This is a genomic window from Achromobacter veterisilvae, assembly GCF_037619525.1.
Classification (GTDB): domain Bacteria; phylum Pseudomonadota; class Gammaproteobacteria; order Burkholderiales; family Burkholderiaceae_B; genus Achromobacter; species Achromobacter veterisilvae.
Genome location: NZ_CP148753.1, coordinates 903325 through 925379, shown reverse-complemented (window position 1 = coordinate 925379; position 22055 = coordinate 903325). Strand labels below are relative to the sequence as shown.

General features: G+C 63.8%; 32 protein-coding genes. 22 read left to right on the top strand and 10 right to left on the bottom strand.

The window, feature by feature from the left end; all coding sequences use genetic code 11:
- The 10 genes from rplD to WHX56_RS04305 all read left to right on the top strand — a co-directional run bounded on the left by rplD (nucleotide 1) and on the right by WHX56_RS04305 (nucleotide 4702).
- Nucleotides 1-621 (top strand): 50S ribosomal protein L4, encoded by a 621-nt coding sequence (gene rplD, locus WHX56_RS04350; RefSeq protein ID WP_129242249.1) that lies wholly within the window; start codon nucleotides 1-3, stop codon nucleotides 619-621.
- The gene (gene rplW / locus WHX56_RS04345) at nucleotides 618-914 is read left to right on the top strand and encodes a 50S ribosomal protein L23 (RefSeq protein ID WP_129242250.1); all 297 of its coding nucleotides are present in this window, start codon (nucleotides 618-620) and stop codon (nucleotides 912-914) included. The genes rplD and rplW overlap by 4 nt, the downstream gene beginning before the upstream one ends.
- A complete protein-coding gene (rplB, locus tag WHX56_RS04340; protein WP_129242251.1) occupies nucleotides 915-1742 on the top strand; it encodes a 50S ribosomal protein L2 in 828 nt (275 codons plus the stop codon).
- A gap of 12 nt (nucleotides 1743-1754) precedes the next feature.
- Entirely contained in the window at nucleotides 1755-2030 is a 276-nt protein-coding gene (gene rpsS / locus WHX56_RS04335) for a 30S ribosomal protein S19 (RefSeq protein ID WP_006216555.1), read from the top strand.
- A gap of 3 nt (nucleotides 2031-2033) precedes the next feature.
- Nucleotides 2034-2363 carry a 50S ribosomal protein L22 gene (gene rplV / locus WHX56_RS04330; protein ID WP_013397017.1) on the top strand — a complete coding sequence of 110 codons (330 nt, stop codon included), beginning with the start codon at nucleotides 2034-2036 and terminating at the stop codon, nucleotides 2361-2363.
- A gap of 9 nt (nucleotides 2364-2372) precedes the next feature.
- The gene (gene rpsC, locus WHX56_RS04325) at nucleotides 2373-3164 is read left to right on the top strand and encodes a 30S ribosomal protein S3 (RefSeq protein ID WP_129242252.1); all 792 of its coding nucleotides are present in this window, start codon (nucleotides 2373-2375) and stop codon (nucleotides 3162-3164) included.
- Between the two features lie 2 nt (nucleotides 3165-3166).
- The gene (gene rplP, locus WHX56_RS04320) at nucleotides 3167-3583 is read left to right on the top strand and encodes a 50S ribosomal protein L16 (protein WP_006389610.1); all 417 of its coding nucleotides are present in this window, start codon (nucleotides 3167-3169) and stop codon (nucleotides 3581-3583) included.
- Between the two features lie 11 nt (nucleotides 3584-3594).
- Entirely contained in the window at nucleotides 3595-3786 is a 192-nt protein-coding gene (gene rpmC, locus WHX56_RS04315; protein ID WP_003806912.1) for a 50S ribosomal protein L29, read from the top strand.
- 2 nt (nucleotides 3787-3788) lie between these two features.
- Nucleotides 3789-4070, top strand: coding sequence for a 30S ribosomal protein S17 (gene rpsQ / locus WHX56_RS04310; protein WP_006216549.1), 282 nt, complete (start codon nucleotides 3789-3791; stop codon nucleotides 4068-4070).
- A 125-nt stretch (nucleotides 4071-4195) separates the two neighbouring features.
- Nucleotides 4196-4702 carry a hypothetical protein gene (locus tag WHX56_RS04305; RefSeq protein WP_338880562.1) on the top strand — a complete coding sequence of 169 codons (507 nt, stop codon included), beginning with the start codon at nucleotides 4196-4198 and terminating at the stop codon, nucleotides 4700-4702.
- A gap of 16 nt (nucleotides 4703-4718) precedes the next feature.
- On the opposite strand, the gene WHX56_RS04300 is transcribed toward WHX56_RS04305, so the two are convergent.
- From WHX56_RS04300 to WHX56_RS04275, 6 genes are read right to left on the bottom strand one after another with little or no spacing between them, the layout of a single operon-like run.
- Nucleotides 4719-5786 carry a branched-chain amino acid ABC transporter permease gene (locus WHX56_RS04300; protein WP_129242253.1) on the bottom strand — a complete coding sequence of 356 codons (1068 nt, stop codon included), beginning with the start codon at nucleotides 5784-5786 and terminating at the stop codon, nucleotides 4719-4721.
- A gap of 11 nt (nucleotides 5787-5797) precedes the next feature.
- The gene (locus tag WHX56_RS04295) at nucleotides 5798-6808 is read right to left on the bottom strand and encodes a branched-chain amino acid ABC transporter permease (protein ID WP_129242254.1); all 1011 of its coding nucleotides are present in this window, start codon (nucleotides 6806-6808) and stop codon (nucleotides 5798-5800) included.
- Nucleotides 6805-7554 carry an ABC transporter ATP-binding protein gene (locus WHX56_RS04290; RefSeq protein WP_129242255.1) on the bottom strand — a complete coding sequence of 250 codons (750 nt, stop codon included), beginning with the start codon at nucleotides 7552-7554 and terminating at the stop codon, nucleotides 6805-6807. The genes WHX56_RS04295 and WHX56_RS04290 overlap by 4 nt, the downstream gene beginning before the upstream one ends.
- On the bottom strand, nucleotides 7551-8321 hold the full coding sequence (locus tag WHX56_RS04285; protein ID WP_129242256.1) for an ABC transporter ATP-binding protein: 771 nt from the start codon (nucleotides 8319-8321) through the stop codon (nucleotides 7551-7553). Before WHX56_RS04285 ends, WHX56_RS04290 begins: the two co-directional genes overlap by 4 nt.
- Before the next feature lie 15 nt (nucleotides 8322-8336).
- A complete protein-coding gene (locus WHX56_RS04280) occupies nucleotides 8337-9509 on the bottom strand; it encodes a substrate-binding domain-containing protein (protein WP_338880561.1) in 1173 nt (390 codons plus the stop codon).
- Between the two features lie 16 nt (nucleotides 9510-9525).
- On the bottom strand, nucleotides 9526-10401 hold the full coding sequence (locus WHX56_RS04275) for an alpha/beta fold hydrolase (RefSeq protein WP_338880560.1): 876 nt from the start codon (nucleotides 10399-10401) through the stop codon (nucleotides 9526-9528).
- 168 nt (nucleotides 10402-10569) lie between these two features.
- On the opposite strand from WHX56_RS04275, the gene WHX56_RS04270 reads away from it, so the two are divergent.
- On the top strand, nucleotides 10570-11562 hold the full coding sequence (locus WHX56_RS04270; protein ID WP_338880559.1) for a helix-turn-helix domain-containing protein: 993 nt from the start codon (nucleotides 10570-10572) through the stop codon (nucleotides 11560-11562).
- A 73-nt stretch (nucleotides 11563-11635) separates the two neighbouring features.
- Here WHX56_RS04270 and WHX56_RS04265 read toward each other — a convergent pair whose 3' ends face one another.
- The 3 genes from WHX56_RS04265 to WHX56_RS04255 all read right to left on the bottom strand — a co-directional run bounded on the left by WHX56_RS04265 (nucleotide 11636) and on the right by WHX56_RS04255 (nucleotide 14445).
- Nucleotides 11636-12592 (bottom strand): tripartite tricarboxylate transporter substrate binding protein, encoded by a 957-nt coding sequence (locus WHX56_RS04265; protein WP_129242260.1) that lies wholly within the window; start codon nucleotides 12590-12592, stop codon nucleotides 11636-11638.
- Nucleotides 12593-12656: 64 nt separating this feature from the next.
- Nucleotides 12657-13490, bottom strand: a complete 834-nt coding sequence (locus WHX56_RS04260; RefSeq protein WP_129242261.1) for an amidohydrolase family protein — start codon at nucleotides 13488-13490, stop codon at nucleotides 12657-12659.
- Nucleotides 13483-14445 carry an isocitrate lyase/PEP mutase family protein gene (locus tag WHX56_RS04255; protein WP_165360227.1) on the bottom strand — a complete coding sequence of 321 codons (963 nt, stop codon included), beginning with the start codon at nucleotides 14443-14445 and terminating at the stop codon, nucleotides 13483-13485. The genes WHX56_RS04260 and WHX56_RS04255 overlap by 8 nt, the downstream gene beginning before the upstream one ends.
- A gap of 139 nt (nucleotides 14446-14584) precedes the next feature.
- On the opposite strand from WHX56_RS04255, the gene WHX56_RS04250 reads away from it, so the two are divergent.
- Nucleotides 14585-15496, top strand: a complete 912-nt coding sequence (locus WHX56_RS04250; protein WP_129242263.1) for a LysR family transcriptional regulator — start codon at nucleotides 14585-14587, stop codon at nucleotides 15494-15496.
- Between the two features lie 179 nt (nucleotides 15497-15675).
- Here the strand turns inward: WHX56_RS04250 and WHX56_RS04245 are convergent, their stop codons facing one another.
- Complete coding sequence (locus tag WHX56_RS04245; RefSeq protein ID WP_338880558.1) at nucleotides 15676-17103, bottom strand: NAD-dependent succinate-semialdehyde dehydrogenase; 1428 nt, start codon at nucleotides 17101-17103, stop codon at nucleotides 15676-15678.
- Nucleotides 17104-17291: 188 nt separating this feature from the next.
- On the opposite strand from WHX56_RS04245, the gene WHX56_RS04240 reads away from it, so the two are divergent.
- The 10 genes from WHX56_RS04240 to rpmD all read left to right on the top strand — a co-directional run bounded on the left by WHX56_RS04240 (nucleotide 17292) and on the right by rpmD (nucleotide 22051).
- Nucleotides 17292-18056 carry an aspartyl/asparaginyl beta-hydroxylase domain-containing protein gene (locus WHX56_RS04240; RefSeq protein WP_338880557.1) on the top strand — a complete coding sequence of 255 codons (765 nt, stop codon included), beginning with the start codon at nucleotides 17292-17294 and terminating at the stop codon, nucleotides 18054-18056.
- Nucleotides 18057-18415: 359 nt separating this feature from the next.
- Entirely contained in the window at nucleotides 18416-18784 is a 369-nt protein-coding gene (rplN, locus tag WHX56_RS04235; protein ID WP_006216531.1) for a 50S ribosomal protein L14, read from the top strand.
- An 11-nt stretch (nucleotides 18785-18795) separates the two neighbouring features.
- Nucleotides 18796-19116: a 50S ribosomal protein L24 gene (rplX, locus tag WHX56_RS04230; RefSeq protein ID WP_006389623.1), complete on the top strand. Its 321-nt coding sequence runs from the start codon at nucleotides 18796-18798 to the stop codon at nucleotides 19114-19116.
- Between the two features lie 12 nt (nucleotides 19117-19128).
- On the top strand, nucleotides 19129-19668 hold the full coding sequence (rplE, locus tag WHX56_RS04225; RefSeq protein WP_043541565.1) for a 50S ribosomal protein L5: 540 nt from the start codon (nucleotides 19129-19131) through the stop codon (nucleotides 19666-19668).
- Between the two features lie 12 nt (nucleotides 19669-19680).
- Nucleotides 19681-19986: a 30S ribosomal protein S14 gene (gene rpsN / locus WHX56_RS04220; protein ID WP_006216527.1), complete on the top strand. Its 306-nt coding sequence runs from the start codon at nucleotides 19681-19683 to the stop codon at nucleotides 19984-19986.
- Between the two features lie 10 nt (nucleotides 19987-19996).
- A complete protein-coding gene (gene rpsH / locus WHX56_RS04215) occupies nucleotides 19997-20392 on the top strand; it encodes a 30S ribosomal protein S8 (RefSeq protein ID WP_006392029.1) in 396 nt (131 codons plus the stop codon).
- Nucleotides 20393-20404: 12 nt separating this feature from the next.
- On the top strand, nucleotides 20405-20938 hold the full coding sequence (rplF, locus tag WHX56_RS04210; protein ID WP_129242266.1) for a 50S ribosomal protein L6: 534 nt from the start codon (nucleotides 20405-20407) through the stop codon (nucleotides 20936-20938).
- Between the two features lie 21 nt (nucleotides 20939-20959).
- Entirely contained in the window at nucleotides 20960-21325 is a 366-nt protein-coding gene (gene rplR, locus WHX56_RS04205; RefSeq protein ID WP_008168985.1) for a 50S ribosomal protein L18, read from the top strand.
- 15 nt (nucleotides 21326-21340) lie between these two features.
- The gene (gene rpsE, locus WHX56_RS04200) at nucleotides 21341-21862 is read left to right on the top strand and encodes a 30S ribosomal protein S5 (protein WP_013397003.1); all 522 of its coding nucleotides are present in this window, start codon (nucleotides 21341-21343) and stop codon (nucleotides 21860-21862) included.
- Nucleotides 21863-21865: 3 nt separating this feature from the next.
- Nucleotides 21866-22051 (top strand): 50S ribosomal protein L30, encoded by a 186-nt coding sequence (gene rpmD, locus WHX56_RS04195; RefSeq protein WP_006216520.1) that lies wholly within the window; start codon nucleotides 21866-21868, stop codon nucleotides 22049-22051.
- Nucleotides 22052-22055: the final 4 nt, after the last annotated feature.

The window sequence follows — 22055 nt, the reverse complement described above, 5'->3', positions numbered from 1 at the left end:
ATGGATCTCAAGCTCCTGAACGACCAAGGTCAGGCCGCCGCGACTTTCAGCGCGCCCGACACGATCTTCGGCCGCGACTTCAACGAAGCTCTGATTCATCAGATCGTGGTGGCTTTCCAAGCCAACGCCCGTGCCGGCAACCGCGCTCAGAAGGATCGTGCCGAAGTCAAGCACTCGACCAAGAAGCCCTGGCGCCAGAAGGGTACCGGCCGCGCTCGCGCCGGTATGACTTCGTCGCCGCTGTGGCGTGGCGGTGGTCGGACTTTCCCGAACTCGCCCGAAGAGAACTTCAGCCAGAAGGTCAACAAGAAGATGTACCGCGCCGGGATCCGCTCGATCCTGTCGCAACTGGCTCGTGAAGACCGCATCGCCGTCGTCGAATCGTTCGATCTGGAATCGCCCAAGACCAAGGCCGCCGCTGCAAAGCTGAAGAGCCTGGGCCTGGACTCGGTCCTGATCATCACCGACAGCGTCGATGAGAATGTTTACCTCGCCACCCGCAACTTGCCGCACGTTGCCGTTGTCGAGCCCCGTTATGCCGATCCGTTGTCGCTGGTCCACTACAAGAAAGTGCTGATCACCAAGCCGGCCATCGCTCAACTCGAGGAGATGCTGGGATGAACGCTGAACGCTTGATGCAAGTCATTCTGGCCCCGATCGTGACCGAAAAGGCCACCTTCGTCGCCGAGAAGAATCAGCAAATCGCTTTCCGTGTCGTGGCTGACGCTACCAAGCCGGAAATCAAGGCTGCCGTCGAACTGCTCTTCAAGGTGCAGGTCGAGTCCGTGCAGGTCCTCAACCGTAAGGGCAAAGTCAAGCGCTTTGGCCGATTCGTTGGCCGTCGTCGCGATGAGCGCAAGGCTTACGTCTCGCTCAAGGACGGCCAGGAAATCGACTTTGCGGAGGTGAAGTAAATGGCCCTCGTAAAAGTTAAGCCGACTTCGGCTGGCCGTCGTGGCATGGTGAAGGTTGTCAGTCCCAACCTGCACAAGGGCGAGCCCTACGCGCCGCTGCTGGAAAAGAAGACCCGTGGTTCCGGCCGTAACAACAACGGTCACATCACGGTCCGTCATCGTGGCGGTGGCCACAAGCAGCACTACCGTGTCGTCGACTTCCGTCGCGACAAGGACGGCATCCCGGCAAAGGTCGAGCGTCTGGAATATGACCCCAACCGTACGGCGCACATCGCTCTGCTGTGCTACGCCGACGGCGAACGTCGCTACATCATCGCTCCGCGCGGTCTGGAAGTGGGCGCCACGCTGGTGTCGGGCATCGAAGCCCCGATCCGCGCCGGCAACACGCTGCCGATCCGCAACATCCCGGTGGGTACGACGATTCACTGCGTCGAAATGATCCCTGGCAAGGGTGCCCAGATGGTCCGCTCGGCCGGCGCTTCCGCCGTCCTGCTGGCCCGCGAAGGCGTCTACGCTCAGGTGCGTCTGCGCTCGGGTGAAGTCCGCCGTGTGCACATCGAATGCCGCGCCACCATCGGTGAAGTCGGTAACGAAGAACACAGCCTGCGCCAAATCGGCAAGGCCGGTGCAATGCGTTGGCGCGGTGTCCGCCCGACCGTTCGTGGCGTTGCCATGAACCCGGTGGATCACCCGCACGGTGGCGGTGAAGGCCGTACCGGTGAAGCACGCGAACCGGTCAGCCCGTGGGGCACTCCGGCGAAGGGTTTCAAGACCCGTCGCAACAAGCGGACGAACAATATGATCGTCCAACGGCGCAAGCGCAAGTAAGAGGCGAACACTATGTCACGTTCGATCAAGAAAGGCCCGTTTGTCGATGCTCACCTGATCAAAAAGGTGGACACGGCCGTCGCGGGCAAAGACAAGAAGCCGATCAAGACCTGGTCGCGTCGCTCGACGATCCTGCCCGAGTTCATCGGTCTGACGATCGCTGTGCACAACGGCAAGCAACATGTTCCCGTGTACATCAACGAGAACATGGTCGGTCACAAGCTGGGCGAGTTCGCGCTGACCCGTACGTTCAAGGGTCACGCCGCGGACAAGAAGGCGAAGAGGTAAGCGATGGAAACTACTGCCATTATCCGTGGGGTTCACATCTCCGCTCAAAAGACGCGTCTGGTTGCGGATCTGATCCGCGGCAAGTCGGTCTCGCAAGCGCTGAACATCCTCACCTTCTCGCCGAAGAAGGCCGCCGTCATCCTGAAGAAGGCTGTCGAGTCCGCCATCGCCAACGCCGAGCACAACGACGGCGCCGACATCGACGAACTGAAGGTCACCACGATTTTCGTGGACAAGGCCCAGTCGATGAAGCGCTTCTCCGCTCGCGCCAAGGGCCGCGGCAACCGTATCGAGAAGCAGACCTGCCACATCACGGTCAAGGTCGGAGCTTAAGGAGTCACGATGGGTCAGAAAATTCACCCCACTGGGTTCCGTCTCGCGGTCACCCGTAATTGGTCCTCGCGTTGGTTCGCCGACGACAAGGCCTTCGGCACGATGCTGGCCGAAGACATTCGCGTCCGCGAGTACCTGAAGAAGAAGCTCAAGAGCGCCTCCGTCGGTCGCGTGATCATCGAGCGTCCCGCCAAGAATGCCCGCATCACCGTCTACTCGGCTCGTCCGGGCGTGGTGATCGGCAAGCGCGGCGAAGACATCGAAAGCCTGAAGGCTGATCTGCAGCGCCTGATGGGCGTGCCCGTGCACGTCAACATCGAAGAAATCCGCAAGCCGGAAACCGATGCTCAACTGATCGCCGACTCGATCTCGCAACAGCTCGAGAAGCGCATCATGTTCCGCCGCGCCATGAAGCGCGCGATGCAGAACGCCATGCGTCTGGGTGCCCAAGGCATCAAGATCATGAGCTCGGGCCGTCTGAACGGTATCGAAATTGCCCGCACCGAGTGGTATCGCGAAGGCCGTGTGCCGCTGCACACCCTCAAGGCCAACATCGACTACGGCACCTCCGAAGCCCACACCACGTATGGCGTGATCGGCATCAAGGTCTGGGTCTACAAGGGCGACATGCTGGCCAACGGCGAATTGCCGCCGGAAACCGCCGCCCCGCGTGAAGAAGAACGTCGTCCGCGCCGCGCTCCGCGTGGTGATCGTCCGGACGGTGCTCGCACCGGTCGTCCGGGAGGTCGTGGCCGTGGTCCCCGCAAGGCGGACGCTGCTCCGGCGCCTGAAGGAGAATAACCATGCTGCAACCCTCTCGCAGAAAGTATCGCAAAGAGCAGAAGGGCCGCAACACCGGTCTGGCGACTCGCGGCACCCACGTGTCGTTCGGCGAATTCGGTCTGAAGGCCACCGGCCGTGGCCGTCTGACCGCCCGTCAGATCGAAGCCGCTCGTCGTGCCATCAATCGTCACATCAAGCGTGGCGGCCGTATCTGGATTCGCATTTTCCCGGATAAGCCCATCTCGCAGAAGCCTGCCGAAGTCCGTATGGGTAACGGTAAGGGCAACCCGGAGTACTGGGTCGCCGAAATTCAGCCCGGCAAGGTGCTCTACGAAATGGAAGGGGTTAGCGAAGAGCTCGCGCGTGAAGCTTTCCGCCTGGCCGCTGCCAAGCTGCCGATTTCGACCACGTTCGTCGCGCGTCATATCGGTGCTTAAGGAGTACTAAGATGAAAGCCAGCGAACTCCGTTCGAAAGACGCCGCCGAGCTCGGCAAAGAGCTCGAGAGCCTGCTGAAGGCACAATTCGGTCTGCGTATGCAGAAGGCCACGCAGCAGCTTGCCAATACCAGCCAGCTGCGCAACGTGCGTCGCGACATCGCGCGCGTGCGTACCTTGCTGACCGAGAAGGCAGGGAAATAAAGATGAGCGAAACTCAAAACACTCAAGTGGCCAAGCGCCAGCGTACGCTGGTCGGCAAGGTCGTCAGCAACAAGATGGACAAGACTGTCGTGGTTCTGGTTGAACGCCGCGTCAAGCACCCCATCTTCGGCAAGATCATCATGCGTTCCGCGAAGTACAAGGCGCACGACGAATCGAACCAGTACAACGAAGGCGATACGGTTGAAATCGCTGAAGGCCGTCCCATCTCGCGCTCGAAGTCGTGGCGCGTGGTGCGTCTGGTTGAAGCCGCACGTATCATCTAAGTAAAAAGCAGGTCATCGGAACGGTTCGCCGTTCTGATATAAAACGGCAAGGGCTCATACCCTTGCCGTTTTTTTTTGTGCATGGCATTCGCGCGCTTTACCCACACAGCGGACTTGGAGGTCGGATGCGGGATTCAAGAAAGGCATGGGCGTGCTCGTTCGCGCTCTGCCTGCTGGCCATGGCCGCGGCTCCGGTCTGGGCGCAGTCCCAACGGGGAGACGGGGCGCCTGGCGCGCTGGAAGCGCCAACAGGCAAGAGCGCCCTGACGGCCGGGCCGGAACCCAGGGTGCTTCCGGCCAATGGGTCGCGTGATCATGCCGCGATCTTCGGCACCGGCGACGAGGACGAACTCGCCCTGGCCGAACAGGAGCGCGCGCTCGAGGCGCAGCGCGAGCAACTCAAGCTGCTGGAGCGCTTCCTGGACAGCAAGCCGGCCTATGCCGATCCGAATCCGCCGGCCATGATTCCTCTGAATGCAGGATCGCCCAGCATGCCGCGGCTGGCGCCGGCGCCGGCCGGTTCGCGGCTGGACGGCGGCGGAACCGGAACGCGGCGCAGCCTGGACGAGATGCAGCGCCGGGTGGACGGCCTGCGGCGCGAAGCCGACGACCTGCGCCAGCGCGTCCGCTGAACGGGGCGCGGGCAGGCTAGCGCTTTTGCGCCAGTTCGCGCAGCCGCCCGGCGATGCCGGTGGGGAAGTAGTACACGGACACGACGAACAGGATGCCCAGCCACAGCAGCCAGCGGTCCGGCTCGAACAGCAGGGCCAGGGGCGCGACGCCCGAAACCAGTTCATGGACGTGGTGCAGGCCGTCCTGCAGATAGCTCTGGGCGAACACGAACAGGCTGGCGCCCACCACCGCGCCGTACATGGTGCCCATGCCGCCGATCACGAGCATCAGCAGGATGTTGAGCATGATCTCGAACGACAGCGAGGTGTCCGGCCCGTTGTAGCGCAGCCAGAGCGCGTACATCGCGCCGGCCAGCGTGGCGAAGGCGGCGGCCAGGAGGTTGGACAGGCTGCGGTACAGCACCGTGCGGTAGCCGATGGCTTCGGCGCGGAAGGGGTTCTCGCGGATGGCCTGCAGCACGCGGCCGAACGGCGAATTCACGATGCGCAGCAACAGCAGGAACAGCACCAGGCAGACCGCGGCGATCAGATAGTACGTAATGATGCGGCCGTCGACCGTGACCCCGAAGACGGGCTCGGAGAAAGGCCGGAAGGCCGGCCGCAGTATCTGCGGCACCTTGAAGTTCAGGCCGTCTTCGCCGCCCGTCAGGTCGGATAGCTGGGATACCAGCGTCTGGAACGCGGCCGCGACCGCGAGGGTGATCATGGCGTAGAAAATGGCGCGCACGCGCAGGCTGGCCAGGCCGATCAGCAGCGCGAAGGCCAGCGACACCGCCAGGCCGGCGGACGTTCCCGCGAGAATGGCCGTCCAGCCCGGCTCCAGGCGCACGCTGGCGATCGCCACGCCGTAGGCGCCGATGCCGAAGAACATCGTATGCGCGAAACTGACGATGCCGGTGTAGCCGAGCAGCAGGTCGTAGCTGGCCACGAGGACCACGAAGACCAGGATCTTCGCCGCGACGGCCAGCGACTTCGGACCGGGAAAGAGGAAGGGCGCGGCGGCCAGGGCGGCCACGACCGCGATGAGCAACAGCGCCAGCACCGCGCTGCGCGGGGGATCGCCGGAGAGCAAGCGTACGGACATGTCGGCGGGCCCTAGCGGTTCGTGACCGGATAAACGCCCTGCGGACGCCACAACAGGATGGCGACCATCAGCGCGATGTTCGAGAACAGGGCGGCCTTGGGCAGCAGGAAGCCGGTGTAATTGGCCATCAGGCCCACGAGCAGCGCGCCGATCAGGCATCCCACGGTCGAGCCCAGGCCGCCGATCATGATGACGATGAAGATCAGCACGTTCACCTGCGCGCCCAACTGCGGGACGACCGATTGCTGGTACATGCCCCAGAGCACGCCGCCCAGCCCCGCCAGCATCGAGCCCGCGACGAAGACTCCCACGAAGAGATGCCGGATCCGGTAGCCCAGGCTTTCCACCATTTCGCGGTCTTCCACGCCCGCCCGGATCAGGAGGCCGAGCTTGGTGCGGTTGAGCAGCCACAGCATGGCGCCCAGCACGAGCAGGCCCGCCGCCAGCGCGACGATCCGGAATTTCTCGATCGCGGCGTCGCCAAGCACGAACGCGCCGCGCATCGCCTCGGGCAGCGGCAGCGCGATCGTCTGCGGCCCCCACAGCATCTTGATGATTTCCTCGCCGATGATCATGCCGCCCATGGTGATGAGGATCTGCTTGAGGTGCTGCCCGTAGACCGGCCGGACGATGACGCGCTCGAACGCCAGGCCGACGGCTCCCGCCACCAGCATGCCGACGATCATGGCCGGCAGCACGGCGCCCAGGTTCACCCACAGGCTGCCGGATTGCGTCCAGTCGGCCATGGAGCCCAGCACGGTGGCCGCCATGTACGCGCCGATCGCGATGAACAGGCCATGCCCGAAGTTCAGCACGTCCATCAGGCCGAAGACGAGCGTCATGCCGGAGGCCACGATGAAAATGATCATGCCCATGGCCAGGCCGGCCAGGGTCAGGGTCACCCAGGTGGAGAAGGACCCCACCAGCGGCAGCGCGATGGCCGCCAGGGCCAGCACCAGCAGGGCGGGGCGCAGGTCCGCGCGCACGCGCGGCAGCGGGGTATCGAGTTCCAGGGTGCTCATTGGTGGCTTCCCAGCGACAGGCCCAGTAGGCGCGTCTGCAGTTCGTCGTCCGCCGCGAGCTGCGCCATGCTGCCGGCATGGACGACGCGGCCGTTGTCCATCACGGCGACGCGATCGCCCACGAGGCGGGCGAAGTTGAAATTTTGCTCGACCAGCAAAATGGTGGTGGAGGCTTGCTTCAGTTCGATGAAGGCGTCGATCATGTTCTGCACGATGGCGGGGGCGAGGCCCTTGCTGGGCTCGTCCACCAGCAGCAGCCGGCGCGGCTCGATGATGGCGCGCGCCACCGCCAGCATCTGCTTCTGCCCGCCCGACAGTTTGCCGGCGGGATGCAGCCAGAACTTCTTCAGCGCGGGGAAGAAGCCGAAGATCCATTCCAGCCGGGCCGTGTCCAGTTGATCGGCATTCCTGGCCTGGCGCGCCGCAAGCAGGATGTTCTCCTTGACCGAGAGGTCGGCGAAGATGCCCATGTTCTCCGGCACGTAGGCCATGCCCATGCGCGCCATGTCGGGCGGCGACGTGCGCGTGCCCGGGCCGCCCACCGGCGCGCCGTCGAAGCTCACCTGGCCATGCGACGCGCGCCACAATCCCATGATCGTGCGCAGCGTGGTGGTCTTGCCCGCGCCGTTGCGTCCGAGCAGCATGGTCACGGCCGCAGGCGGCACGGCGAGGTCCACGCCATGCAGGATGTGGTACGCGCCGATGTGCGTGTGCACGTCCTTCAGTTCCAGCAAGGGGCGCGTCATGCCGCTTTCTCCGCCGGGCTGACGCCCAGGTAGGCCTGTTGCACGATGGGCGAGGCGATGACCGACGCGGGATCGCCATCGGCCATGAGCTGGCCGTTGTGCAGCACCACGATGCGGTCGGCCAGCTCGCGCACCACGTCCATCTTGTGCTCCACGAGCAGGATCGTCTTCGACGGGTCCGCCTTTATTTCGCGGATCAGCTCCAGCACGACGGGCACGTCGTCCACGCTCATGCCGGCCGTCGGCTCGTCGAACATGAACACCCGGGGTTCCAGCGCGACCAGCATCGCGATCTCCAGCTTGCGCTGGTCGCCGTGGGGCAGGTCGGCGGCGGACTGGTCGCGGCGCGCGGACAGGCGGGTGCGCTCGAGCAGCATGTCGGCGCGCTCGATCAGGGCGCGGTCATCGTTCCACGTGCGCCAGAACCGGATCTGCCGCCAGCCGGCGCCCTGTTGGCGGGATTGCAGCGCCAGCCGCACGTTCTCGTGCACGCTCAGGCGCGGGAACAGTTGCGTGAGCTGGAATGCGCGTCCCAGGCCCGCGTGCATGCGCGCCGAGGCGCCAAGCGCGGTGAGGTCGCGCCCGTTCAGGCGCACCGTTCCCGAGCTGGCGCGCAACTGGCCGGAAATGAGATTGAAGTACGTCGTCTTGCCCGCGCCGTTGGGGCCGACGATGGCGGTCAGGGAGCCAGGCGCATAGCTGCAGCTAACGTCGTTGACGGCCACGTGTCCGCCGAAACGGATGGTGAGCGATTGGGTCTCCAGCATGGGCGGGGCGCGGGCTCAGCGTTTGTTCTGGATAGGCACCGACATCTGGTCCGGCGCGATTTCCTTCACCAGGTCCTGCACGGCCCACGGCACCGACGGATCATTCTTGATGCGGAAGTGGTACATGGACTGCATGGCCTGGTGGTCTTCGGGCCGGAAGGTCATCTTGCCCTTGGGCGTATCGAAGCTCATCCCTTCCATGGCCTTGATCAGCGTGTCGGTATCGGAATTGCCCGCGGTCTTGGCCAGCGCGGCCGCGATCGCGATGCCGGCGGACATGCCGCCCGCGGTGAAGAAGTCGGGCGGCTGTCCGTAGCGCTTCTGATGTTCCGCCACCAGCCAGTCGTTGACCGGGTTCTTCGGGATGCCGTAGTAGTAATAGGTGGCGCCTTCCATGCCGGCCAGCGATTTCAGCGGCGTCATGGCCGCCAGCGTGTTGCCGCCCGTGGCGATCTCGATGCCGAAACGCTTGGGGTCCAGATCGGCGATCTTGAAGGGATTGCCGGCTCCGGCCCAGAGGATGAAGATGATCTTGCGGCCGGGCTTGTCCTTCAGCGCGTCGAACAGGCGCTGCGCGCCGGCGGTGAAGTCGGTGGCATTGGCGGGCAGGTATTCCTCGTGCACGATCCTGGCGTTCTTCAGCGCGCCCTTGAACGCCTTGACGCCGTCGCGGCCGAACGCGTAGTCCTGCGCCAGCATGGCGATCGAGGTGCCGGCCTGGTCGAACGCGACCGCGTTGGCGATGGCGTCCTGAGAGGAGTTGCGGCCGGTTCGGAAGATGTAGCGGTTCCATTTGTCGCCGGTGATCGAATCGGCCACCGCCGGCTCGACCAGCAGGATCTTTTCGTATTCCTCGGCTATCGGCAGCATGGCCAGCGCGACGCCGGAGGAGGTCGGGCCCACGGCGATGTCGGCGTTGTCGTCGGCATAGGCCGAAGCCAGTTGCGCGCGGGCCACGTCGGGCTTGCCCTGGTTGTCCTTCTCGATGACGCGGATCTTGCGGCCGGCAACCGTCATGGTGCCCTGCGTCGCGTATTCCAGGCCCAGCATCAGGCCGTTCTGGGTTTGCTTGGCATAGGCTTCCAGGGGGCCCGTCTTGTCATAGACGTGGGCGACGACGAAATCCTTGGCCGTCGCGGCGGAACTCATGCACAGGCCGGCCAGCGCGGCAAGCAGAATGCGTTTCATTGGGAGTCTCCTGTTGTCAGTGGCGGACGGCCGCCGTGTGGTCCGGCGTGGCCAGGAATTGGCGGATGGCGTCGATCTGGGGGGCGACGTTCAGGGCGGGGGCGTGGCCGCAATCGGGGAAGTCGATGCGCTGCGCGCGCGGGCCGCGCCGGGTCATGGCCTCCGCGACGTCGGGAAGCAGCAGGTCCGAATCGGCGCCGCGCAGCAGCAGGACCGGCATGCGCAGCGAGTCGTACCCGCTCCAGCGGTCGTAGTCGCCGGGGTGATGGCTGAACTGGCCGACGATGGCCGGGTCGTAGTGGGCGGTGACGCGCCCGTCCGGCAGGCGGCGCATGGAGGTCTCGGCCATCCGGCGCCATTGCTCGTCGCTCTGCCAGCCATAGGGCTTGTAGGCGGCGCGCAGCCAGGCCTCCAGTTCCGTGACCGTGTCGAAGGCGGGCGGGGCGCCGACGTAGTCCAGGATGCGCTGGATGGCGGGTTGGGGCAGTTCGGGCCCGATGTCGTTGACCACCAGATGCGAGATCCGGTCGCGCAAGGTGGTCGCGGCGGCATGCATGCCGGTCGCGCCGCCCATGGACGTGCCGACCCAGCGCACGCGCGCCAGGGACAGGCCGTCGACCAGGGCGCGGGCCAGCGCCGCATAGAAGTCCAGCCGGTACTCGGCGACCGGGTCCGGGCTCCATTGCGACAGGCCGCGGCCGATCGTGTCCGGGCAGATGACGCGGTAATCGCCCGCGAGCGCCTGCGCCAGTTCGTCGAAATCGCGTCCGGTGCGGGCCAGGCCGTGCCACATGATGACGGCGGGCGCATCGCCGGCGCCCCATTCCGTGTAGTGCAGTTCGCGGCCCTCGCAGCGCAGATAGCGCGAAGCCGGCGCGGACGCGTTCGCCATGGGTCTCCTCCCGGGTTGTCCAGGTTGTGTGCTTATCGGGCTGACTATAGACTTGCGCCAAGCGCGCCAACAAGGCGCCGGACGCCCCGGATCAGGGTGAGTCAAGAATATGTAGACGCAGGATCACGAGCGCCCGGCGCCGATGCCCGCGTACAAGGAGACCGCGCCATGCCCGATACGGAATTCGCCATTTCGGCCGGCGCCGGCGCTGACCGGCGCGATGCGTGGCGCGCGGCCCTGTCGGACGCGTTCGGTCCGTTCGAGGTGCATCATGGCAGGCCCGGCAATTTCTCGGGGCACGTGCGCTATGCGCGCCGCGCCAGCCTGCAGTTCAACGACCTGCACTATCAGGGACAGAAGCTGGAGCGCACCGCCGGCAACGTGTCGCGGCTGGACCAGGAGTTCTATACCTTCGGCTTGCCGCTGGCGGGGCCTTTGGCGGTGCAGCAGCAGGGACGGGAGTTCCAGGTCGAACCGGGCTGTGTGTACCTGATGAACCAGAGCCTTCCCTACCAGGCGACGGCGCAGGGCGCTTCGGGCTACCGCAGCCTGAGCGTCTCGTTCCCGCGCAGCGCGCTGTCCCAGCGGGACTCCCGCATCGGCGCGTTCTATAAGCTGCGCGTGGACGACGGCTCGCCGCGGGGGGCGCTCCTGGCTGGCTACATGGACCACCTGTTCAAGGGCATGAACGCCTGGTCGGACGGCGAGGTTGCGGAACTGGGCGAACGGCTGATCGACCTGATCGTGCTGTTCCTCGTGCAGCCCGGGCAGGGGCACGCCTCGGAATCCGACAGCAGCGTGACGGTGGCGCACCGGCAGCGGGTGCTGGCCTACATCCGCCAGCACCTGGCGGACCCGGCGCTCTCGCCCCAGCACGTGGCGCAGGGCTGCGGCGTGTCCGTGGCCTATCTGCACCGCATCCTGCGCGCGGGCGGGCTGTCGGCGGAATCCTTCATTTTCGAGCAGCGGCTCGATAAATGCCGCGAACTGCTGCTCAGTCCGCGGCATCGCCATCGCAGCATCGCGGAACTGGCCTATCAGATAGGCTTTTCGCATCCCTCGCACTTCAGCCGCCTGTTCAAGCGCCGTTTCGGCATGACGCCGCGCGACCTGCGCGCCGGTTCCCGAGCCGCGGCATCGGGCGCGGAATCACTGGATTGATTTCCGGGCGGCGGGCGCCGTATTGCGTCCCGCCGCCGGGCAATGTTTGGCGCTGGAGTGGATGTGGCATTCATCATTGCTTCTGCAAACCTAATTCCTTAACCAGATCTCCCAGCTCCGCGTATTCCTTGCTGATGTGATCGGAAAAAGCCTTGCGGCGCAAGATCTTCTTCTCCACACCGGCCGTCTCGAAAAACTTGGCCATTTCCGGCGAGTTGGCGGCTTTTTCAAAGGCGTCGGCGATGTGCTCGACTGTCGCATCGGGAGTGCCGGCGGGTACGACGATGCCGTGCCACAGAAGCGTTTCCTTTTCGGGAATGCCCAGGGTCGTCAATGTTGTGGCCTGCGGCAGCGCCGCCACTGGGCCGGCGCTCGTGGCAAGCAGGCATTTGACGTCGCCCGCCTTCACCATGGCGACCGCGGGCGGCACCGAACCTACATAGATGTCGACTACCTTGCCCATTAGGGCGGTCATGCTTTCGCCTGCCCCGCGATAGGGAATGTCGCGCGCCTTCGCTCCGAAGGCCTGGAAGACGCGCTCCGCCGCCAACTGGCCGGGGCCCGCCACGCCATCGGTGCCGAAGGTGTAGTGGCCTGGCTTGGATTTGAGCTGCTCGAGGAGCTCTTTGCCATTGTTCGCCGGAAAATCCTTGCGTACGCAAAGCACGTAGGGGGCAGCATCCAGTTGGATCACTGGAATGTAGTCGTTCAACCCGTAGGTAGTCGGTATGGAGTGCGGCGCGACGGTGATCGGGCCCATCCAGACACCTGCCATCGTCAATCCATCCGGCTTCGCGCGTGCCAATTGGCCGACACCTATGGCGCCGCCCGCGCCACCTGCGTTTTGCACGACGACCGTGGCATCCAGATACGGTTCTGCGTAGCGCGCCGCGGCCCGAAAAAGAGAATCCGTCCCGCCGCCGGGAGCCGTCGGAATAATCATCTTTACAACATCGCTGGCCAGCGCAGCATTGCCCACGCCCATGGCCGCCGTAAACAGTGCTGCGGCTAGAAGCTTATGCTTTCTCATTGTGTTGTCTCCTTCAAGGGGCCTGCAGTGAAGAATCGGCGAAGCCCGGACAGGGCGCGCCTTGCTACGCCCGGATTCCAAATGCTTCGTAGGCGTTCTCTGTCAGGATCCGGTTTCGTATCGTCTCGTCTGGCACGCATTCAAAAAGCGATTCGATGCATTGCCGGTAAGTCATCGTGTCTTCATGGCCCACCCAGGGCCAATCCGTGGCCCATACCGCCCGCTCGCCATTCGATTGCTGGATGATCCTGGCGGCCAGAGCACGCGGATCACTGCCGCGCAGGCGAAACGGCGCCGACAGCTTGACCCAGGTATTACCCGCTGCCAGTGCGTCCAGCAAGGCCGTAAAGCCCTCGCTGCGTTCGCCGTCGCTGCCGGGCGGATGCCCAAAATGATCGATCACCGCCCGCGCACCGCTGGCGCGAATTGCCGCCAGCACGGGCGGCAGGTGCTCGCCTTCCAGGTACACCTCGATATGCAGGCCCAGGTTCCTGGCCTTGGCCAGCAGGCCTTGGTATTCCCGCGATCGGATATCCGGAATCGCTTGCCGCTTCACCCAGTTCAGCCGGATGCCGCACACGCCGTCCCGCTGCATGGCCGCCAGCGCATCTTCACCGATATCGGGTTCCACGATCGCCGTCCCGCGCAAGCGTCCCTCCGACGCCCGCAATGCTTCCAGCAGCACCTGGTTATTGGCGCCGTAGAAACTGGGCGCCGTCAGCAGCCCATAAGCCACCCCATGCGCCGTCAGCGTATCCAGATAGTCCCGCACGCTGGCATCGCGAGCCGGCTGAGAATGTCGCTCGGTTGCCAGCGGCAGATTCTTCTTGATCACATGCGCATGGCAGTCGACCGAACCCTGCGGTAGGTCGCCAGGCGCGATGCCCGTATTACGCATGGACGGCTCCCTTGGCTGCGACGCGGACCGCCCCGACTGGTTCGTGGCCGTACTTGGCGGTCTTTTGTGCCTGCGTCAGGAATTTTTCTTCCAGGCTTTTGACTTCCGCCATGCCCATAATGTCATTAAGTTCCTCGAAACTCAGCGCGGCATCGGGGCGATCTTCGGGTTTGCCGCTGGTCAGCGACAGGCCCAATATTTCCAGGCCCCGCTTCATGCCCGCCAAGGCGCATGCCGTCAGCAGGCGCGGATAAATCACTACCGCCACGCCCAAGTCCTGCAGTTGCGCGGCCGACAACAGCGGAGTGGTCGAGCGCTGGCGAATACCGAACCCCATATTCACGCACAACGGCTTCGGCACATTGGCCGCCACCGTGCGGATCTGCTCGGCATCGAGCAGCGCATCGGCGAATAGCAAATCGGCCCCGGCTTCCGCGTAGGCGTTCAGCCGCCGGATGACTTCGTCCAGGCCATGCGTCGCCAAGGTATCCGTGCGCGACTTGATCACAAAGTCCGGGTCGGTGCGCGCTTCACACGCGGCGCGCAGCTTCTGTGCCATCTCGTCCTGGGGAATGACTTCTTTGCCGCGCATATGCCCGCAGCGCTTGGGCCACACTTGGTCTTCCAGCATGATGCCCGCGGCGCCGGCGCGTTCGAAGGCGCGCACCGTGTGATACGCGTTGATGGCATTGCCATAGCCAGTGTCGCCATCGGCCAGCAGCGCAAGATTCGAGCAGGCGGCAATACTGCGCACCGCGGCCACATTCTCTTCCATCCCCATGATGCCTACATCGACCTGGCCCAGGCGCGTTTCACTGACGCCGCTGCCGGTAATAAACGCGGTGGGGTAGCCCATGTGCTCCACCAGGCGCGTACTGAAGCCGTCGAAGACACCGGGTTGCACGAGTATTTCCGGGGCGTAGATCGCATCCCGAAGTTGTCTGGTCTTGGTCACTGCGCTGTCTCCTTGGGGGCTGGATCGCAAGCACATTGCGGTTCGCGAATCCGTGTTTCCGGCTTAATGTGGCTATCCTAGCAATGCGCTTCCTATTAAACTAATTAAACTTTTACGTCCTATTACATAGGAAAATCTGATGCGTCGATATTCGCTGGCCCAGATCGAAGCGTTGGCGGCTATTGCCAAACTGGGCTCGTTCCAGGCCGCCGCGCGGCACATGAACGTCACGCAGCCCACGGTGTCATTACGGGTGCGCGAACTGGAGGAAGCGCTGGGCACCAAGCTGTTCGAGCGAGACGGACGCGCGGCCAAGCTGAATGCCGAAGGGACCGTCGCCCTGCACTACACCGACGAAGTGCTGAAGCTGCTGGACGAACTGGAAACCCGGCTGCGCACAGGCGACCCGCTACAGGGCACCCTGCGGGTGGGTTCTTCGGAAACCATCGCGATCGCCGTGCTGCCCAAGATCATCACGCTGCTGGGCGAGCGCTACCCGCGCTTGAAAGTCGAACTGACGGTCAGCAATAGCTTCGTGCTGTTGGACGGGCTGGCGCACAACCGGCTGGACCTGGCCATCCTGGCTGATCCAGGCCACTTGGCCAACATACACGTAGAGCCGCTGGCGCTGGCGCCGCTGGCCTGGATGGGCTGCCGGTCCGTGGCGCTGCCGGACCAGTTTGCCGATCCGACGTCCTTGTCCCAATCCACCATTCTTTGCATGCCCGAGCCGTCGCCGCTATACGAGATGATGGCCAACTGGTGGGAAAGGGAAGGCGGTCCCGCATTGCGGGTCAGCACCTGCAACAGCCTTGCGATGCTGGCGCGGCTGGTGGCGTCGGGCGTGGGGGTCGGCGTGCTGCCCACGTGCATTCTGCGCAATGAAATCCAGCGAGGCTCCGTCGTAAGTTACCGGCAAGAGACTCCATTCAGATCGCTGCAGATTTGCGCGGCGTACCGCAATGCACACACGTCCGAAGGACTCGAGGTGCTGGTCAGCATTGCGAGGCGCGTCATGCTTGATTCGCGCTACTTTGAGCGCCTGGAGTAGCGTCCAGGCTGCGGCGCGCCGCGCCAATTCGCGCAGCTTTCCAATTCCGATGACGAGTTGAGATGTTGCGCTGGAACCCCGGCAGCAATCGTCAGTGCGTTGCAGATCAACCGCGCCACCATCGCTGGTCGGCGCGGTTGATCGGGGCGCCCGGGGCTCCTATCCGATGCGCGGCGGGATCAGACGTGGGTGATGAACTTCGTGACCAGGTAGCCGTCGAACGTTTCCAGGCCGCCTTCGCTGCCGATGCCGCTGTCCTTGATGCCGCCGAAGGGCGTCTCGGCCAGGGCGCTGCCGAAGTGGTTGATGTTGACCATGCCGGCTTCCAGGCCGTTGGAGACCTTGGTGGCGGTCTGCAGCGAGTTCGTGAACACGTACGACGACAGGCCGAAGGGCAGGCTGTTGGCGCGGCGCAGCACTTCATCGGTATCGGTGAAGCGGACCACGGGCGCGACCGGACCGAAGGGCTCTTCGGTCATCAGCATGGAGTTGTCGGGCAGGTCGGTCACGACCGTGGGGGCGAAGAAGAAGCCCTTGCGGTCCAGCGGGCCGCCGCCGACCACCACCTTGCCGCCGTGCTTCTTGGCGTCGTCGATGAAGGCGCTCATGGCGGGAACGCGGCGTTCATGCGCCAGCGGGCCCATGTCGGTGCCGTCTTCCAGGCCGTCGCCGACCTTGATGTTCTTCAGCACTTCGGAGAAGCGCGCGAGGAACTGCTCGTAGGCGCCGTTCTGCACGTAGAAGCGGGTGGGCGACACGCACACCTGGCCGGCGTTGCGGATCTTGAACTTGGCCAGCATGGTGGCGGCGCGGTCGATGTCGGCGTCGTCGAACACCAGCACGGGCGAATGGCCGCCCAGTTCCATGGTGACGCGCTTCATGTGGGCGCCGGCCAGGGCGGCCAGTTGCTTGCCCACCGGCACGGATCCCGTGAAGGACACCTTGCGCACGATCGGCGAACGGATCAGGTAGTCGGAGATCTTGGCGGGTTCGCCCCAGACGATGTTCAGGCAGCCTTTGGGCAGGCCGGCATCGTGGAACATGCGGGCGATCGCCATGACGGCGCTGGGCGAATCCTCGGGGCCCTTCAGCACCACCGTGCAGCCGGCGCCGATGGCGGCGGCGATCTTGCGGATGGCCTGGTTGTACGGGAAGTTCCAGGGCGTGAACGCGGCGCAGACGCCGATGGGTTCGCGCACGACGATCTGGCGCACGTCGGGGTTGCGGGGCGGGACCACGCGGCCGTAGATGCGGCGGCATTCCTCGGCGTGCCAGTCGGCATGCTCGGCGCAGGAGGTGACTTCGCCGACGGCTTCGGCCAGCGGCTTGCCCTGGTCCAGGGTCATGTTGCGTCCGATCTCCTTGGCGCGCTCGCGCGACAGCGTCGCGACCTTGCGCAGGATGGTGGAGCGCTCCATGGGAGAGGATTTCTTCCAGGATTCGAAGGCGCGCTGGGCGGCGGCCAGCGCGCGGTCCAGGTCGGCTTCGGTGGCGTGGGGCAACTGGCCGAGCACTTCCAGCGTGGCCGGGTTGATGACGTCCTGGGTGCGCCTACCCTCTCCGGCGACGAATTCGCCGTCGATATACAGCGCCAACTGTTCATACATGCCTGTCTTTCCTTGCGAAGTAGGAGTGGATAGCGATCGCATCGCCCATGCCAGTCTAAACCAGCTTGCGGGACGCGGGGAGGTCCAATAGCGGGCGGATCCTTGGAGCCAATCGGCGCCAAATCTTGCACGCGCGCCCCGGCATGGACAAAATGGTGCATCTTTGGCCGCCCACCCGATTCCCCATTGTGCAACCCGTCGATGCGCGTCCGTCCGGCAAGCCCAGCTTCTATTCGCGAGCCTTTTTCCGCTTCATAGACTGGCTGCGCCATCGCATCGCGCGGGCCTCGCTGGTGGGGGACAGACCCATTTTCCGGAACAGCCAGTTCCCCTGGGTGGCCGGGCTCGAGGCGCAGGCGCCCGCCATCCGCGCCGAACTGGTGGAGCTGCTGTCCGAGCGGCAGCACCTGCCCGCCTTCCACGAGATTTCCCCCGACGTGGGCCAGATCACGTCGGACGACCAATGGAAAACCTTCGTGTTCATGGGCTATGGCCTGCGTTCCGACCGCAATCTGGCGCGCTGTCCCGCCACCGCCCGGGCGCTGGCGGGGATCCCGGGCATCCGCACGGCGTTCTTTTCCATCCTGGAAGCGGGCAAGCGGATCCCGCTGCACACCGGCCCCTACAATGGCGTCCTGCGCCTGCATCTGGGCCTGGTCGTGCCCGAGCCGGCCGAACGCTGCTGGATCGAGGTCGGAGGGGAACGCTACAACTGGCGGGAAGGGCAGGCCGTGGTGTTCGACGACCTCTACCCCCACCAGGTGCACAATGACACCGCGGGCGCGCGCGCCGTGCTGTTCGTGGATTTCGAGCGTCCCTGCCGGGCGCCGGTGCGCTGGCTGAACCGCCTGGCGCTGATGGCGGCGCCGTTCACGGACGAGATCCGGCGCGGCAAGGCCAACCATGACGCCTGGGAGCGCAACTACTACCGCGACAAAACGGGGGCGGATTAAAACGCCGGGAAACGGCCCTCGCGGAGGAGTTTTCCACAGGAGCTGTCGCGTATTTGCTCACTATCTCAACAAAGGGCTTGCGCTCAAAATATAACCACGCTAGAATTGTCAGCTTTCCCAGATTGTCGATTGGCCAGGGATAAGCCCAGGCCAACGTGTTGGGGGAATACCCGCAGGATTTCAACCCAGGGTCGTTGCGTTGCCACCAGTTGCTGGTCTTTGGAGCGAAAGCTCGAGGCGCCAGCCACAAAAAGCAGGGCGGCTGACCTGACGGGACCAAAACTGGCAGGAATTGCAGAGTTCCCAAGGGGAAACCCCGGGAAAACCGTATTTCCAGTTAAGTTGGAACAGGAAAAATCATGATCCAAATGCAGACCACGCTGGACGTGGCCGATAACACTGGTGCGCGTCATGTCATGTGCATTAAGGTGCTCGGTGGCTCCAAGCGCCGTTATGCCGGTATCGGCGACATCATCAAGGTGAGCGTCAAAGATGCGGCTCCGCGCGGACGCGTCAAGAAAGGCGAAATTTACAATGCCGTGGTGGTTCGTACCGCCAAGGGCGTGCGCCGTAAAGACGGTTCGCTGATTCGTTTCGGTGGCAATGCCGCCGTGTTGCTCAACGCCAAGCTGGAGCCCATCGGCACCCGCATCTTCGGACCCGTGACGCGTGAACTGCGTACCGAGAAGTTCATGAAGATCGTGTCGCTGGCCCCGGAAGTGCTGTAAGGAGCCCTACGATGAACAACATTCGTAAAGGCGACGAAGTCATCGTCCTGACCGGCCGCGACAAGAAGCGTCGCGGTACCGTGCTGGCCCGCGTCGATGCCGACCACGTCCTGGTCGAAGGCGTCAACGTCGTCAAGAAACACGTGAAAGCCAACCCGATGGCCAACAACCCGGGCGGAATCGTCGAAAAGACCATGCCGATCCACATCTCGAATGTGGCGCTCTTCAACCCCGCTACCGGTCGTGGCGACCGCGTGGGCGTGCAGGAAGTCGAAGGTCGCAAGGTCCGCGTGTTCCGTTCCAATGGTGCCGTCGTCGGCGCCAAGGCGTAAGGGGCGATAGACATGTCTCGTTTGCAAGATCTCTACAAGAGCAAGGTCGCTGCCGACCTGCAGGCCAAGTTTGGCTACAAGAGCACGATGGAAGTGCCGCGCATCACCAAGATCACCCTGAACATGGGTGTCTCGGAAGCCGTCGCTGACAAGAAGGTCATCGAGCACGCCGTCTCGGACCTGACCAAGATCGCCGGCCAGAAGCCCGTCGTGACGAAGACCAAGAAGGCTATCGCCGGGTTCAAGATCCGCGAAAACTACCCGATTGGTTGCATGGTCACGCTGCGCGGCCAGCGCATGTACGAATTCCTGGATCGCCTGGTGGCGGTTGCGCTGCCTCGCGTGCGCGACTTCCGCGGCATCTCGGGTCGTGCTTTCGACGGCCGTGGCAACTACAACATCGGGGTGAAAGAGCAGATCATTTTCCCCGAAATCGAGTACGACAAGATCGACGCGCTGCGTGGGCTGAACATCAGCATCACCACCTCCGCCAAGACCGACGAAGAAGCCAAGGCGCTGTTGACGGCCTTCAGCTTCCCGTTCCGTAACTAAGGGGCTGATGACGTGGCTAAACTTTCCCTCATCAATCGCGACATCAAGCGCGCCAAGCTGGCTGACAAGTTCGCTGCCAAGCGCGCTGAGTTGAAGGCGATCATCGACGACCAGTCGAAGACCGACGAAGAACGTTACCAAGCTCGGCTCAAGCTGCAACAGCTGCCGCGCAATGCCAACCCGACGCGTCAACGTAACCGTTGCGTGGTCACCGGTCGTCCGCGCGGTGTGTTCCGCAAGTTCGGCCTGACGCGCCACAAACTGCGTGAAATGGCGATGAAGGGTGAAATCCCCGGCATCACCAAGGCTAGCTGGTAGGAGAAACAATATGAGCATGAGCGATCCCATCGCCGATATGCTGACCCGCATTCGCAATGCGCAGCAAGTGGACAAAGTTACGGTGAACATGCCCTCCTCGAAGCTGAAGGCGGCCATTGCCGCCGTGCTGAAGGACGAAGGCTACATCGACAGCTTTGAAATCAAGGGCACCCAGGCCAAGCCTGAGCTCGAGATCACCCTGAAGTACTACGCTGGCCGTCCGGTCATCGAGCGCATCGAACGCGTCTCGCGCCCCGGTCTGCGTATCTACAAGGGCCGTACCAGCATTCCTCAGGTCATGAACGGCCTGGGCGTGGCTATCGTTTCGACCTCGCGCGGCGTCATGACCGACCGTAAGGCTCGCGCCAACGGCGTCGGCGGCGAAGTGCTGTGCTACGTGGCCTAAGGAGAAATTCGAATGTCACGTATCGCTAAGTATCCGGTCGAACTGCCCAAGGGTGTCGAAGCTGACATCAAGCAGGATCAGATCATCGTCAAGGGCCCGCTGGGTTCCTTGACCCAAGCCCTGACTGGCGACGTCACGGTTGCGCTGGACGACGGCAAACTCACGTTTGTCGCCGCCAACGAAACCCGCCACGCCAACGCCATGTCGGGTACCGTGCGCGCGCTGGTGGCCAACATGGTCAACGGCGTGAGCAAGGGATTCGAGCGCAAGCTGAACCTGGTCGGCGTGGGTTACCGCGCCTCGGTTCAAGGCGACGCCGTTAAGCTGCAGCTCGGTTTCTCGCACGACGTTTTGCATCAGTTGCCGGCCGGCATCAAGGCCGAATGCCCCACCCAGACGGAAATCGTCATCAAGGGGTCCAACAAGCAAGTCGTCGGCCAGGTGGCCGCTGAAATCCGCGCGTACCGCGAACCCGAACCCTACAAGGGCAAGGGCGTGCGTTACTCGGACGAACGCGTCGTCATCAAAGAAACCAAGAAGAAATAACGGCGCACGCAAGGACGAATCATGGACAAAAAAGTTTCCCGTTTGCGTCGTGCGGTTCCGACCCGCCGGAAGATCAACGAGCTGCGCGTTCACCGCCTCTCGATTTTCCGCTCGAACCAGCACATCTACGCCAACATCATTTCGCCGGAAGGCGATCGCGTTCTGGTCAGCGCCTCGACGGTGGAAGCCGAAGTGCGTGCGCAACTGGCCGGCCAAACCGGACAGGGCGGCAACAAGGCCGCTGCTACGCTGGTCGGCAAGCGCGTGGCCGAAAAGGCCAAGGCTGCCGGTATTGAACTGGTCGCTTTCGATCGCTCGGGCTTTCGTTACCATGGCCGCGTGAAAGCGCTGGCCGATGCCGCGCGTGAAGCCGGCCTGAAGTTCTAAGCGAGGATCTGTCAAATGGCTAAAGTACAAGGCAAGAACGCCGCGGAAAAAGAGAACGATGACGGCCTCCGCGAAAAGATGATCGCGGTCAACCGCGTGAGCAAAGTGGTCAAGGGTGGTCGCACCATGAGCTTTGCCGCGCTGACCGTGGTTGGCGATGGCGATGGCCGCATCGGTATGGGTAAGGGCAAGGCGCGTGAAGTGCCGGTGTCCGTTCAGAAGGCTATGGAACAAGCCCGCCGCGGCATGTTCAAGGTCGCGCTGAAGAACGGCACGCTGCACCACACCGTGGTCGGCAAGCATGGCGCCGCTACCGTGCTGATCTCGCCGGCGGCTGAAGGTACCGGCGTTATCGCCGGCGGCCCGATGCGCGCTATTTTTGATGTGATGGGTGTGCGTAACGTGGTTGCCAAGAGCCTGGGCTCGAGCAACCCCTACAACATGGTTCGCGCCACGTTGAACGGCCTGCGCGCCTCCATGACCCCGGCTGATGTTGCTGCCAAGCGCGGCAAGTCGGTCGAAGAAATCCTGGGGTAAATCATGGCTCAGAAGCAGATCAAAGTGACCCTCGTGCGCTCGGTGATCGGTACCAAGCAATCGCACCGTGATACGGTTCGCGGTTTGGGCTTGGGCCGCATCAACAGCAGCCGCGTGCTGGTCGATACGCCCGAGGTGCGTGGGATGATCCGTAAGGTGGATTATCTCGTTTCCGTCTCGGAAGCCTAAGGAA

Excerpts from the sequence above, each read along its gene's own strand:
- rpsC (WP_129242252.1), top strand. The coding sequence starts at position 2,373 with ATGGGTCAGAAAATTCACCCCACTGGGTTCCGTCTCGCGGTCACCCGT.
- WHX56_RS04245 (WP_338880558.1), bottom strand. The coding sequence starts at position 17,103 with ATGTATGAACAGTTGGCGCTGTATATCGACGGCGAATTCGTCGCCGGA.
- WHX56_RS04260 (WP_129242261.1), bottom strand. The coding sequence starts at position 13,490 with ATGCGTAATACGGGCATCGCGCCTGGCGACCTACCGCAGGGTTCGGTC.
- rpsE (WP_013397003.1), top strand. The coding sequence starts at position 21,341 with ATGGCTAAAGTACAAGGCAAGAACGCCGCGGAAAAAGAGAACGATGAC.
- WHX56_RS04280 (WP_338880561.1), bottom strand. The coding sequence starts at position 9,509 with ATGAAACGCATTCTGCTTGCCGCGCTGGCCGGCCTGTGCATGAGTTCC.
- WHX56_RS04300 (WP_129242253.1), bottom strand. The coding sequence starts at position 5,786 with ATGTCCGTACGCTTGCTCTCCGGCGATCCCCCGCGCAGCGCGGTGCTG.
- WHX56_RS04290 (WP_129242255.1), bottom strand. The coding sequence starts at position 7,554 with ATGACGCGCCCCTTGCTGGAACTGAAGGACGTGCACACGCACATCGGC.
- rplD (WP_129242249.1), top strand. The coding sequence starts at position 1 with ATGGATCTCAAGCTCCTGAACGACCAAGGTCAGGCCGCCGCGACTTTC.
- WHX56_RS04250 (WP_129242263.1), top strand. The coding sequence starts at position 14,585 with ATGCGTCGATATTCGCTGGCCCAGATCGAAGCGTTGGCGGCTATTGCC.
- rplR (WP_008168985.1), top strand. The coding sequence starts at position 20,960 with ATGGACAAAAAAGTTTCCCGTTTGCGTCGTGCGGTTCCGACCCGCCGG.
- WHX56_RS04305 (WP_338880562.1), top strand. The coding sequence starts at position 4,196 with ATGCGGGATTCAAGAAAGGCATGGGCGTGCTCGTTCGCGCTCTGCCTG.
- WHX56_RS04275 (WP_338880560.1), bottom strand. The coding sequence starts at position 10,401 with ATGGCGAACGCGTCCGCGCCGGCTTCGCGCTATCTGCGCTGCGAGGGC.
- rplW (WP_129242250.1), top strand. The coding sequence starts at position 618 with ATGAACGCTGAACGCTTGATGCAAGTCATTCTGGCCCCGATCGTGACC.
- rplV (WP_013397017.1), top strand. The coding sequence starts at position 2,034 with ATGGAAACTACTGCCATTATCCGTGGGGTTCACATCTCCGCTCAAAAG.
- rplE (WP_043541565.1), top strand. The coding sequence starts at position 19,129 with ATGTCTCGTTTGCAAGATCTCTACAAGAGCAAGGTCGCTGCCGACCTG.
- rplX (WP_006389623.1), top strand. The coding sequence starts at position 18,796 with ATGAACAACATTCGTAAAGGCGACGAAGTCATCGTCCTGACCGGCCGC.
- WHX56_RS04295 (WP_129242254.1), bottom strand. The coding sequence starts at position 6,808 with ATGAGCACCCTGGAACTCGATACCCCGCTGCCGCGCGTGCGCGCGGAC.
- rplF (WP_129242266.1), top strand. The coding sequence starts at position 20,405 with ATGTCACGTATCGCTAAGTATCCGGTCGAACTGCCCAAGGGTGTCGAA.
- rpsH (WP_006392029.1), top strand. The coding sequence starts at position 19,997 with ATGAGCATGAGCGATCCCATCGCCGATATGCTGACCCGCATTCGCAAT.
- rpmC (WP_003806912.1), top strand. The coding sequence starts at position 3,595 with ATGAAAGCCAGCGAACTCCGTTCGAAAGACGCCGCCGAGCTCGGCAAA.
- rplB (WP_129242251.1), top strand. The coding sequence starts at position 915 with ATGGCCCTCGTAAAAGTTAAGCCGACTTCGGCTGGCCGTCGTGGCATG.
- WHX56_RS04265 (WP_129242260.1), bottom strand. The coding sequence starts at position 12,592 with ATGAGAAAGCATAAGCTTCTAGCCGCAGCACTGTTTACGGCGGCCATG.
- WHX56_RS04285 (WP_129242256.1), bottom strand. The coding sequence starts at position 8,321 with ATGCTGGAGACCCAATCGCTCACCATCCGTTTCGGCGGACACGTGGCC.
- rpmD (WP_006216520.1), top strand. The coding sequence starts at position 21,866 with ATGGCTCAGAAGCAGATCAAAGTGACCCTCGTGCGCTCGGTGATCGGT.
- rplN (WP_006216531.1), top strand. The coding sequence starts at position 18,416 with ATGATCCAAATGCAGACCACGCTGGACGTGGCCGATAACACTGGTGCG.
- rplP (WP_006389610.1), top strand. The coding sequence starts at position 3,167 with ATGCTGCAACCCTCTCGCAGAAAGTATCGCAAAGAGCAGAAGGGCCGC.
- rpsS (WP_006216555.1), top strand. The coding sequence starts at position 1,755 with ATGTCACGTTCGATCAAGAAAGGCCCGTTTGTCGATGCTCACCTGATC.
- WHX56_RS04270 (WP_338880559.1), top strand. The coding sequence starts at position 10,570 with ATGCCCGATACGGAATTCGCCATTTCGGCCGGCGCCGGCGCTGACCGG.
- rpsQ (WP_006216549.1), top strand. The coding sequence starts at position 3,789 with ATGAGCGAAACTCAAAACACTCAAGTGGCCAAGCGCCAGCGTACGCTG.